Source organism: Nocardia nova NBRC 15556 (genome assembly GCF_001613005.1).
GTDB lineage: Bacteria > Actinomycetota > Actinomycetes > Mycobacteriales > Mycobacteriaceae > Nocardia > Nocardia nova.
Genome location: NZ_BDBN01000154.1, coordinates 1 through 10,436, shown reverse-complemented (window position 1 = coordinate 10,436; position 10,436 = coordinate 1). Strand labels below are relative to the sequence as shown.

At 69.9% G+C, this 10,436-nt stretch carries 13 protein-coding genes; 7 read left to right on the top strand and 6 right to left on the bottom strand.

Annotated elements, in window-relative coordinates:
- The first annotated feature begins 10 nt into the window (after positions 1-10).
- Positions 11-796 carry an NAD(P)-dependent oxidoreductase gene (locus NN2_RS34870; protein WP_063019451.1) on the top strand — a complete coding sequence of 262 codons (786 nt, stop codon included), beginning with the start codon at positions 11-13 and terminating at the stop codon, positions 794-796.
- Between the two features lie 6 nt (positions 797-802).
- Here the strand turns inward: NN2_RS34870 and NN2_RS34865 are convergent, their stop codons facing one another.
- A complete protein-coding gene (locus NN2_RS34865; RefSeq protein WP_063019449.1) occupies positions 803-1,357 on the bottom strand; it encodes a TetR family transcriptional regulator in 555 nt (184 codons plus the stop codon).
- Between the two features lie 94 nt (positions 1,358-1,451).
- On the opposite strand from NN2_RS34865, the gene NN2_RS34860 reads away from it, so the two are divergent.
- Both NN2_RS34860 and NN2_RS34855 read left to right on the top strand, forming a co-directional pair.
- Positions 1,452-2,210: an SDR family NAD(P)-dependent oxidoreductase gene (locus tag NN2_RS34860; RefSeq protein WP_082857473.1), complete on the top strand. Its 759-nt coding sequence runs from the start codon at positions 1,452-1,454 to the stop codon at positions 2,208-2,210.
- Positions 2,211-2,365: 155 nt separating this feature from the next.
- The gene (locus NN2_RS34855; protein WP_063019447.1) at positions 2,366-2,809 is read left to right on the top strand and encodes a MarR family winged helix-turn-helix transcriptional regulator; all 444 of its coding nucleotides are present in this window, start codon (positions 2,366-2,368) and stop codon (positions 2,807-2,809) included.
- A gap of 4 nt (positions 2,810-2,813) precedes the next feature.
- Here the strand turns inward: NN2_RS34855 and NN2_RS34850 are convergent, their stop codons facing one another.
- The gene (locus NN2_RS34850) at positions 2,814-3,812 is read right to left on the bottom strand and encodes a TIGR03617 family F420-dependent LLM class oxidoreductase (protein ID WP_063019445.1); all 999 of its coding nucleotides are present in this window, start codon (positions 3,810-3,812) and stop codon (positions 2,814-2,816) included.
- A 77-nt stretch (positions 3,813-3,889) separates the two neighbouring features.
- Between NN2_RS34850 and NN2_RS34845 the strand changes: the two genes are divergently transcribed.
- The gene (locus tag NN2_RS34845; protein WP_063910962.1) at positions 3,890-4,681 is read left to right on the top strand and encodes an enoyl-CoA hydratase; all 792 of its coding nucleotides are present in this window, start codon (positions 3,890-3,892) and stop codon (positions 4,679-4,681) included.
- On the opposite strand, the gene NN2_RS34840 is transcribed toward NN2_RS34845, so the two are convergent.
- Positions 4,674-6,215: an acyl-CoA synthetase gene (locus NN2_RS34840; RefSeq protein WP_063019455.1), complete on the bottom strand. Its 1,542-nt coding sequence runs from the start codon at positions 6,213-6,215 to the stop codon at positions 4,674-4,676. The two genes, NN2_RS34845 and NN2_RS34840, sit on opposite strands and share 8 nt — an antisense overlap.
- Before the next feature lie 84 nt (positions 6,216-6,299).
- Here NN2_RS34840 and NN2_RS34835 point away from each other — a divergent pair, with 84 nt between their 5' ends.
- Complete coding sequence (locus tag NN2_RS34835) at positions 6,300-7,205, top strand: LLM class F420-dependent oxidoreductase (RefSeq protein WP_218022098.1); 906 nt, start codon at positions 6,300-6,302, stop codon at positions 7,203-7,205.
- Positions 7,202-8,071: an SDR family NAD(P)-dependent oxidoreductase gene (locus NN2_RS34830; protein WP_063019443.1), complete on the top strand. Its 870-nt coding sequence runs from the start codon at positions 7,202-7,204 to the stop codon at positions 8,069-8,071. Before NN2_RS34835 ends, NN2_RS34830 begins: the two co-directional genes overlap by 4 nt.
- Here the strand turns inward: NN2_RS34830 and NN2_RS35875 are convergent.
- Together NN2_RS35875 and NN2_RS34825 are read right to left on the bottom strand one after the other, a co-directional pair.
- Entirely contained in the window at positions 8,065-8,211 is a 147-nt protein-coding gene (locus NN2_RS35875) for a DUF1059 domain-containing protein (protein WP_063820473.1), read from the bottom strand. The genes NN2_RS34830 and NN2_RS35875 overlap by 7 nt on opposite strands.
- Positions 8,212-8,279: 68 nt before the next feature.
- Positions 8,280-8,885: a TetR family transcriptional regulator gene (locus tag NN2_RS34825; protein ID WP_063019441.1), complete on the bottom strand. Its 606-nt coding sequence runs from the start codon at positions 8,883-8,885 to the stop codon at positions 8,280-8,282.
- Positions 8,886-9,019: 134 nt separating this feature from the next.
- Here NN2_RS34825 and NN2_RS34820 point away from each other — a divergent pair, with 134 nt between their 5' ends.
- Positions 9,020-9,814, top strand: a complete 795-nt coding sequence (locus tag NN2_RS34820; RefSeq protein ID WP_063019439.1) for an acyl-CoA thioesterase domain-containing protein — start codon at positions 9,020-9,022, stop codon at positions 9,812-9,814.
- Positions 9,815-9,878: 64 nt separating this feature from the next.
- On the opposite strand, the gene NN2_RS34815 is transcribed toward NN2_RS34820, so the two are convergent.
- Positions 9,879-10,436 (bottom strand): TetR/AcrR family transcriptional regulator (locus tag NN2_RS34815; RefSeq protein WP_063019437.1); only part of this gene is annotated, 558 nt, incomplete at its 5' end.

The following is a 10,436-nucleotide window of genomic DNA, read 5'->3' as shown; positions in this document are numbered from 1 at the left end:
GGCCCTGCCGATGGTGCGGCGCCTCGCCGCGGCCGGGCACGAGGTCCGGGTCGCGGTGCGGCGCAGCGAGGTTCGCGACGCGGTGACCGAGGCGGGCGCCCGCGCGGTGGACACCCCCGCCGAGGCCGCCGCCGGGGCTTACGCGGTGCTGATGTGCCTGTTCTCCGACGATCAGGTGCGCGAGGTCTGTCTCGACGGCGAACTGTCCGCGGCCATGGCCCCCGGGTCGATTCTGGCCTTGCACACGACCGGCGATCCGCGCACCGCGCACGCCGTTGCCGCACAGGCGGTGTCGCATGCTGTGCGGGTGGCCGACGCACCGGTCAGCGGCGGACCGCACGATATCGCCGCGGGTACGCTGACGGTCTTCCTCGGCACCGACGACGAGTCCGCCGCCGATCTGCGGCCGGTGCTGTCCGCCTACGCCGATCCGATCCTGCACGTCGGCGCGCTCGGCGCGGGCCAGCGGGTGAAGCTGGTCAACAACGCGCTGTTCGCGGCGCAGGCGGGACTGGTCGCCGCGGCGGTGCGACTGGCGGGCCAGTTGGGCGTCACGGAGGCGGCTCTGCTGTCGGCGCTGCCGCATGCCAGTTCCTCCGGACGTGTCGTGACCAGCATCGCCGCGAAGAAGTCCGTCACCGAATTCGGCGACGCGGTGGGCGAATTCCTGCGCAAGGACGTCGCGGTGGTCCGCGCCCTCACCGCCGAACTCGGCGGCAGCCTCGGCGTACTCGACGCCGCCATCTCCGCGGCGCCGTTCGGTCGAGACGACAGCTCCGCCGTCCGGTCCGGTTGATGCCCATCAGGCTCGCAACCCCTGTTCGATCAGCGACCACCCGCGGGCGGCCAGCACCCGGCGTTCCTCCGCCCCCGCCCGCGTCAGCAGTGCGGCCAGCATCGCCAACGCGAGCATGAGGTCTTGACACGTCAGATCGGGGCGAACACGGCCGCACGCCCGGGCGTTGTCGAGATGGTCCCCCAGTAGTGCCGCCACCCGGCTGCTCATCCGCGCCAGCCGCCCGTCGGTCAGCGACGGATCGATCAATTCGACGAACGCGATCGAGGTGACCACCTGGTCCACGATCCGCTCCAGAAGCTGATCCAGTCCGGTATCCGCTTGTGCCGCATAGGCTTCCAGTCCCACCACATTGTCCTCGAAGACCGCCAGCGCGAGCGATTCCCGGTCGGCGAAGTGCCGATACAGACTGCCCTGCCCCACGCCCGCGCGGCGCGCGATCAGATTCAGCGGCGCCTCGAAACCCGATTCGGCGAACACCTCGCGGGCCGCGGCGATCAGAGCCGCTCGATTGGCGGCGGCCGCGCCGGGTCCACGATTCACTCGACGCTGCTCGGTCACCGGCCTACACTACCAACCGGACAGTGATGTCCGGTTGAAACGGCGACGTCGACACGTGCCGGCGGCCCCGCAGCGCACCGAGGAGGGAACACCGTTGAGCACCAGCAACTTTCACAATCGGGTGGCCATCGTCACGGGGGCCGGCTCCGGAATCGGGCGGGCCATGGCCATCGCATTCGCCAAATGCGGCGCCATGGTCGTGGCCGCCGATATCAGTTCCGACGGCGCCCAGGGTACCGCCGCGGAGATCGGCGCGGCCGCGATTCCGGTAGTCGTCGACATCTCCGACGAAATCGACGTCGCCCGCGCGACCCGCACCGCGATGGACACCTTCGGCCGCATCGACGTGCTGTGCAACAACGCCGGAATCATGGACAAGATGGCCCTGCCGGCCGACACCCCGGTGACCACCTGGGAACGCACCGTCGCGGTCAATCTCACCGGCACCTTCCTCATGACCCGCGCGGTGCTGCCCCATATGCTCGACCAGGGCATCGGTTCGATCGTCAACACCGCCTCCGAGGCCGGAATCCGTGGCGGCGCGGCGGGAATCGCCTACACCGCCGCCAAACACGGAGTGGTGGGGCTGACCCGCAACGTGGCCTGGATCCATGCCGGGGACGGCATCCGCTGCAATGCGATCCTGCCCGGCCCGACGATGACCGGTATCGCCGGGCCCACCCCGGAATGGGATCTCGACGGGGTGACCCGGCTGCAGCCGGTGATGTCGCTGATGCGCGGTATCGCCGAACCCGAACAGATGGCCGAGGTCGCCGTGTTCCTCGCCTCCGACGCCGCCTCGTTCATCAACGGCGCGGTGGTGCCGGTGGACGGCGGCTGGTCGGCCGGTTGACCCGGCCGACCAGCGCCTCAGGCCCGTGCCGTGACCGGTTCGGCGACCTCGGCGGCAGCGGCCAGCAGCGTCGAGGTCACGATCCATGAGGCATTCGACGGTGTACCCGCGCGAGCTGTGATACCCGTCTCGGTCGCGCACGAGAGGAGGGCGCCGTGGAACGAACCATCGCGGCGGTCGAATTCGAGACCATGCTGCTCAGCCGCTATCAGATGAGCCGGCGCGATCGGTGCGGTCTCGAGCGCAGCGCCTATGTCCTACTGAGCCGGCTGACGATGCAGGGGCCGATGTCGATCGGTCAGCTCAGCGCCGCCTTCGGTCTCGACACCTCCACGCTCAACCGGCAGACGGCGGCATTGGTGCGCGCCGGGCTGGTGGACCGCATCGCCGATCCGGACGGGGGCCCGGCCCGCAAGTTCCGGGTCACCGTGGCGGGTGCCCGCCGGCTGGAGCAGACCGTGGCCGCCACGGTCGCGAGCCTCGACCGCGTGCTGCACACCTGGCCCGCCGCCGACGTCGCCGACTTCGCGACCTATCTGCGCCGGCTCAACACCGATATCGAGCGCCTCGACGGCCGGCCGTGGCCGCGCCCGGACTGATCCGTCATGTGTCGCAGGCCTGCCGGATCCGCCGGACCAGATCGGCCACCTCGTCGGCCGGCATATCGCGGGGCGGTGCGAACGAGAGCCGGGTGAGCAGGCCACCGAAGCGGGCCGCCAGCCGCTCCGGCAGGTCCTGCACCGCGGCCACGACGGCGAAAGCCTCGACCATGTCGTCGGTGATCGACTCCGCCATCCGATCCCAGCGCCCGGCTTTCGACAGCGCGGTCAGTTCGGCATTCACCCCGCCCCAGCCGTGCAGGTCGAACAGCGGACGATAGGCGGGTGTGGAGGCGTAGAAGGCCAGCCGGCGCCGCAGCGTCGCGACACCGCGATCGATCTGCTCACCGGTGCCCGTGACGACGAAAGGCGTTGCGACGAGCTCGAAGTCGTCGCGCATCGCGGCAGCGCCGAGCGCGGGCAGGGTGCGTTCGCGGATCCAGCGGGCGGTGGTGAAGCCGTGACAGATGAAGCCGTCGGCGACCTCGGCCGCGACGCGGGTCATGGCCGGCCCGACACCCGCGAGCAGAATCGGCGGCGCGCCGAAATCGTGTGCGGGCGGGACGAAGTCGCGCGGCATCAGGGTATGCCGAGTGAATTCGCCCTCGAATGCCAGCGGCGCGCCCTCGTGCCAGTGCGCCCAGATGGCCCGTAATGCCAGGACGTATTCGCGCATCCGCGCGGCCGGACGATCGGCCGGCATCGCGAAGCGCCGTTCGATATGCGCGCGCACCTGCGAGCCGAGGCCCAGGCGCAGCCGTCCGCCGGAGAAGCGCTGCAGGTCGTCGGCGGCGTAGGCCACGGTCATCGGCGAACGGGCGAGCGCCACGGCGACGGAGGTGCCCAGGCCGATACGGTCGCTGCACTGCGCCGCGACGGCGAGGGACAGGAACGGGTCACCGTTCATCTCACCCGCCCAGGCCCCGTCGAAGCCGAGCCCTTCGAGTGCGCGAACTCGCGCCGCGGCGTCGTCCAGCGCGCCGATCGTGGTGTCGATTCGCACGGGGCACCTCCCATTTCACGATGAGAACATTATTCTCATAGATAAAGATGGACGTTCTGATTCGAATGGAGCAGCGCATGGCCGAGCCCTTGGTCGTCGTCGAGCACGCGGGCGGCATCACGACCGTGACGCTGCACCGTCCGGCGGTCCGCAATGCGCTCGACCACGCGCTGATGGACGCGGTGTGGGATGCGGTCGCCGACGCGGGCGCGGATCCCGATGTGGGCGCCGTCGTGGTCACCGGAGCCGATCCGGCCTTCTGCGCGGGTATCGATATCGGCGCCGCCGCCGCGCACACGCCCGGCCGGCCCGCCCGCTCCCCGGGCTCGGGCCCGGGCCGCGGAGCCGACGGCCTGTTCCGATTTTTGCCGGTGATCGACAAACCGGTCATCGGCGCGATCAACGGCGCATGCGTCGCGGGCGGGCTGGAATTGGCCCTGCAGTGCACCTTTCTCATCGCCTCCGAGCGAGCGCGGTTCGCCGACACCCACGCCCGGTTGGGCATGATGCCCGGCGGCGGGGTCACGGTCGGACTCACCCGGACGGTCGGCCGGCGCAGGGCCGTCGAACTGTCACTGACGGGCAATTTCCTCACCGCCGCCGACGCACTCGCCTATGGGCTCGTCAATCATGTTGTGCCCCACGCGCAATTGCTGCCGTTCACGCACTCCCTCGCCGCCGAGATACTGGCCGCTGACCGCGAGGCCGTCACCCGACTACTGCGGCACTACTTCGCCCTGGCCGACGAAGACGAGCTCCGCGCGCAGCTGCTCGAGGGCGTCATGGCCGAAACCTGGTCGCCCGGCACCGCCCGCATGGCCGAATACGGGGCGCGGGTGATCGAGCGAGGACGCGAGCAGCTCAAATAATCCGGCTCTCGTGACCATCCCAATAGTGTTGCCGCAGTAGTCGTTTGTACAGTTTGCCGTTCGGGTCGCGGGGCAGCTCGGCGGCGAAGTCCACGGTGCGCGGGCATTTGTACCCGGCGAGTTCGGCACGACACAGGGCTATCAGTTCGGCGGCCAGTGCGGGGCCCGCGGAGGCCGAATCCACCGGTTGCACGACCGCTTTCACCGCCTCCCCCATCTCGGGGTCGGGTACGCCGATCACCGCGACGTCGAGGACCGCGGGATGGGCCGCGAGCACATTCTCGGCCTCCTGCGGGTAGATGTTCACACCGCCGGACACGATCATGTGCGACAGCCGGTCGGTCAGATACAGGAAACCGTCCTCGTCGAGGCGGCCGATATCGCCGAGGGTGCGCCATCCGTGCGGTCCTGCCGCGGCGGCCGTGCGCTCGGGATCGTTGTGGTACGCGAAGGGCCGCCCGCCCTCGAAGTACACGACCCCCGTATCACCCACCGGCACCTCCCGCCCGTCCGCGCCCACGATATGACAGGGCTGCGCCGGGCGGCCGACCGAACCCGGATGGGTCAGCCAGTCCCGCGCGCCGATGTAGGTGTTGCCGATATCCTCGGTGCCCGAGTAGTACTCGTTGACGATCGGTCCCAGCCAGTCGATCATCTGCCGCTTGACCGGCACCGGGCACGGCGCCGCGGAATGCACCACATCGACCAGGCTCGACACGTCGTATCGGCGGCGCTCGGCGTCGGGCAGCCGCAACATGCGCACGAACATCGTCGGCACCATCTGGGTGTGCGTGACCCGGTGGCGCTCGATCAGTTCCAGGCAGCGGCGCGGATCGAACCGTTCCATCACGATTACGGTGGCGCCGAGGCGCTGCCACGACATGGCGAAGACCAGCGGCGCGGCGTGATACAGCGGAGCCGGTGACAGGTAGACCGCGTCCTCGCACGCCCCCGCGGCGAGCAGACCGCGCGCGATCTGCACCGGCGGCGCCTGCGGATCCCCGAGTGCGGTGGCCGGCAGCGGTTTACGCACCCCTTTCGGACGCCCGGTGGTGCCGCCGGAGTACAACATCTCCCGGCCCTCACATTCGTCCGGCAGCCGGTCGCCGGATTCGGCGGCGAGCAGGTTGTCGTACCGTTCGAAACCGTCGAGATCGCCTGCGGCACAGATCTTCACCGTGATTCGGCGCAGATCCAGCCCGGTCACCACCTCGGCCTGCGCCGCCGTGGTGACCAGCGCGGTCGCACCGCAGTCGTCGAGGACGTACTGCACCTCGCCCGCGCGCAGATGCCGGTTGATCGCGGTGTAGTAGAGACCGCACCGCTGTGCGGCCCAGGCGATTTCGAGAAACGACCGTGTGTTCTCGGCCAGGATCGCGAGATGGCCGCCGACCGCGAGACCGCGACGGCGCAGGGCCTGCGCACCGGCGCGCGACCGCTGTTCCAGTTGCGCGTAGGTCACCGTCTCCCCGCTCTCGCCCATCACGATCGCGGGCCGATCGGGACAGCGTTCGGCATACCGGCCCGGAGTCATCGGCGCGGCGCCCATCGGCAGTCCTCCCGTTCGAGCAGTGCGGAGAATCTAATTACGCAATCACGAGAATGATACTCTCGATGTGTGAGCCTGCGTTTCATCTTTCACTATCCGGAGACCGGGGGACCCGACGGCGATGTACTCGACGCCGGACCACTGCGCGAGGTCGCGATCACGGCCGAGCGGTGCGGATTTCACGGCCTGTCACTCAGCGAGCACCCGATTCCCGGGGCACGCTGGCTGGACAACGGCGGGCACCAGACCCTGGATTCACTGGTCGCGCTCGGTTATGTGGCGGCCGCGACCGAACGGCTGCGGCTGCTCACCTATCTGGCGGTCGCGCCCTACCGCAATCCGTTCCTGCTGGCGAAGGCCGCCGCGACGGTCGACAAACTCTCCGGCGGCCGGCTGATCCTGGGCGTGGGCGCGGGCTATCAGAAGAGCGAATTCCACTCGCTGGGAGTCGATTTCGAGGAACGCAACGTCCTGTTGGACGAGGCGCTCGAGGTGCTGCCGCTGCATTGGCGCGGCGAGCCGTTCAGCTATCGCGGCCGGCATTTCGATGCCCGGGAGGTGATCGCCCGGCCGCGGCCGGTGCAGGATCCCATTCCGATCTGGATCGGTGGCAACTCCGCCGCCAGCCGCCGGCGCGCCGCGACCCGCGCCCAGGGCTGGATGCCGATGTCCGGCGGCGCCACGCTCAGCGCCACCGCCCGCACCCCTGCGCTCGAATCACACGCGCAGCTCGCCGCACAGATCACCGAGGTGCGGGCGCGCGCCGAATCCGCCGGGCGCAGTGGCGATCTCGACGTGCTCTACTCCTACCACGACCCGGATCTGCTCGACCCGGCAGCGGCCGATCGCCACCTCGAGGCCTTCGCCGAACTGGAGAAGGCGGGCGTCACCTGGCTCGTGGTGTCCAGCCGCACCGCCGACCACGCGGCGACCACCGACTTCCTCGACGCCTTCGGCGCCACCTACCTGCGATGACCACGGGCTGGTTCGAACAGCGCGCAGGCCTGGCCGGCACGGTCGCCGTGATCACCGGCGGCGCAGGCGGTCTCGGTCACGCGATCGCCACCGATCTGGCCGCCAACGGGGTGCGCCCGGCGATCATCGACATCGATGCCGACGCCGTGGAGCGGATGCGTGCGGCACTGGACGCGCAGGGATGCGACGGCGTCGTCGTCCACGGCGACGTTCGCGATCCCGACCGGCTGGCCGCGGTGTTCGACGCGGCCGAGACGCGGTGGGGCCGGCTCGACATCCTGGTCAACGTCGTCGGCGGCACCTTCCGCGCTCCGTTCACCGACACCCGCCCCAACGGCTGGGAGGCGCTGCTGCGCAGCAATCTCACCCACGTGCTGCACGCCTGCGCGCTGGCCGTACCGCGAATCCGGGCGGGCGGTCGCGGCGGCAGCATCGTCAACATCACCACGATCGAGGCACACCGGGCCGCACCGGGTTTCGCCGTGTATGCGGCGGCGAAAGCCGCGGTCGAACAGTTCGCGCGCACGCTCGCGGTCGAACTCGCACCCGACGGCATCCGCGTCAACAATGTGGCGCCGGATTACGTGCCGACCCCGAATCTGCACCGGATGCCGCACGGCGATGCGGCGATGACCGACCCGCTCGGCGTGCGGGTCGCCATACCGCTGGGCCGGCCCGGGGAGGTCGGCGACGTCTCGGGCTGCGTGGTGTTCCTCGCCTCGGCGTTGTCGGCCTATCTGACGGGAACGACCCTGCATCCCGACGGCGGTACCGGCGCCTCGGCGGGCTGGTTCAACTGGCCGGAGACCGGCTGGGCGAACTATGCGCCGATGCGCTATCTGGCCGCCGATGCGGAGAATCAGTAGGCGAGGAAGAGGATTTCGTCGCGCGAGTAGTCGTGGCCGGGGTGGTTCTCGGCCAGATGCTTCTGCGTCTTCTCGACGAGGTCGTCTTCGTCTGTGCCGACGATCTGTTCACCGCAGGGGCAGCCCAGTCTGGTCTTCAACGTCGTTCTCCATCGGTCGGGCTGGACGTGTCGTTCCTCGTCACCTTATGCACATCGTGTGCCGTCCGTCACCCCGGGTCACCGGCCCGCTCGCCGTTCCGGAGGGCCCGTTCGGCGCTCACGGCGGTCCTGAGCTCGGCATATACCTCAGCTATAACGTGTGACAATTCGCGCGTGGAGGAACCGTCGACCCACCGATCGAAGGCGATCCCGAAGACGGTCACCGCGACCCGGGCACAGAGGGTCGCGTCGGCCTCCGCGACGCCCGCGGTCCGCAGCGCGTCGGCCAGTTCGCCGCCCAGGACGGCCATTTTCCTGAGTTCCCGCTCCTGCAGCGCGGGGTTGGCCGCGATCACCGCACGCCGCCGCAGTTGCCACGCCGGCAGATCGGGAATTTGCGCACCGGCCGCCTGGATCGCGGCGACCGCGGTCGCCATCGGGTCCGCATCCGCGGGCGCGGTGGTCACCGCTTCCGCGATCGCGCTGCTCAGCAGGTCCTGACCGCCGAAGAGCACCTCGCGCTTATCGGCGAAATGCCGGAAGAAGGTGCGTTCGGTGAGGCCCGCCCGCTCCGCGATCTCGGCCACCGTCGTTTCGTCGAACCCGCGCTCGGCGTACAGCTCGAGGGCCGCTCGGGCGAGGCGGCCGCGCGCATCGGGTTCCCATCGACTCATGATCCGATCCTAGGTGACGACAGTTGCTGACATTCGATCCACCGGGAGCTTCACCGGAACCGGTGAGCAGCCTCCGGATTCGGTCCTATAACGTGTTCTAATTCGAGTGGGCCGGGAACGGAAGGGCCGAGGCGATGATGGCATTCTTCAGCCGCGACGAACGGGGATTCGTCGCGGGCGACTTCGCGGTGAGCAAATGGTCGCCCGATCACGTGGCCGGGCCCGCGATCTGCGGGCTGCTGGCGCGGGAATTGGAAACCCACTGCCCGGGCGCCGGTTTCGTTCCCGCGCGGCTCACCGCCGACCTGTTCCGCCCGGTGCGGAACGAACCGATCACGGTGCACAGTGCGGTGGTGCGCTCGGGCGCCCGGGTGCGCGTCGCCGACGCGTGGATCACCCAGCAGGACGAGGTGCGGGTGCGAGCGTCGGTGATGTATCTGGCTGTCGCACAGCAACCTCCGGGCCGGATCTGGCAGGCCGAACAGTCCCTGCCGGTGCCCGACCGGCGCCTGGACGCGCCGACCGGCCAGCCACCGCTGTTCAAATGCGGCGACGGCGACTGGTCCGGCGACTTCGCCGCCGCGCAGAACGGGGAGCGCAAATCGGTCTGGCAGAATTTGCCGCCGCTGGTCGAGGGTGAGGCGATCACGCCGTTCCAGCGCGCGGCCTTCCTGGCCGATACCACCAATCTGGTCTGCAATTGGGGCACCGAAGGCGTCGGCTACATCAACAGCGACGTCACCCTCACCCTGACCCGGCTGCCGGAGGGGCGGGAGCTGGGATTGCATGCGCAGGACCATATGTCGGCCGACGGCATCGCGGTCGGCACCGCCACCCTCTACGACCGGGCCGGACGGATCGGCACCTGCGTCGTCACCGCGCTGGCCAACGCCGCCCGCCAAGTGGATATGGCCGAGACCAGAGTCTGAACGCCCCATCCGGTCGCGGCCGTGCGGCTCGCACCACAACGGCCGCTCACCGCACTCGCGCCCCTCAGTGGGCCGGGCGCGCCGCGCGCAGACAGAAGTCGGTGACGCGTTCCACGTCCCCCGCGGTCGGTTCGACTCGCCGCCACAGCAGTTCGGCGAGGCGGCCCACCACCGCGTGCGCGGCGAGCGCGGCATTTATATCCGGGTGCTCGCAACCCACTGCGGCGAACGGCGCCCGCAACAGCTCGGCGAGCCGGGAACTGGCCTCCGGCGGTCCGGTCACCAGCCCCTGCGCCAGACCGCCGGCATTCCACATCACCGCCCGGGTGGTCGCGGCGACCTCGCCGACCCCTTGGGACAGCACGCCGTCCACCCATTCGCGCACCGCCTCCTCGGGGGTGAGCCGCTTGCCCATCCGATGGTCCAGATAGTCCAGCAGCCGGGCGGTTCCGTCTTCGAGGAGGGCGGCGACGAGCGCGTCCTTGGAGGCGAAATGCCGGTAGAAGGCATCGTTGGACAAGCCGGCGACGGCGACGATATCGGCGACCCGCGGCCGCGACTCGGTGCCGCAGCGCCGCATCACCGCCAGCCCGGCATCCAGCAGCCGCCGCACCTCGGCGGT

Bases quoted from the DNA above. Each gene is read 5' to 3' on its own strand.
- NN2_RS34870 (WP_063019451.1), top strand. From the start codon at position 11: ATGGTGCGGCGCCTCGCCGCGGCCGGGCACGAGGTCCGGGTCGCGGTG.
- NN2_RS34845 (WP_063910962.1), top strand. From the start codon at position 3,890: ATGGCCGAGCCCTTGGTCGTCGTCGAGCACGCGGGCGGCATCACGACC.
- NN2_RS34840 (WP_063019455.1), bottom strand. From the start codon at position 6,215: ATGACTCCGGGCCGGTATGCCGAACGCTGTCCCGATCGGCCCGCGATC.
- NN2_RS34830 (WP_063019443.1), top strand. From the start codon at position 7,202: ATGACCACGGGCTGGTTCGAACAGCGCGCAGGCCTGGCCGGCACGGTC.
- NN2_RS34825 (WP_063019441.1), bottom strand. From the start codon at position 8,885: ATGAGTCGATGGGAACCCGATGCGCGCGGCCGCCTCGCCCGAGCGGCC.
- NN2_RS34820 (WP_063019439.1), top strand. From the start codon at position 9,020: ATGATGGCATTCTTCAGCCGCGACGAACGGGGATTCGTCGCGGGCGAC.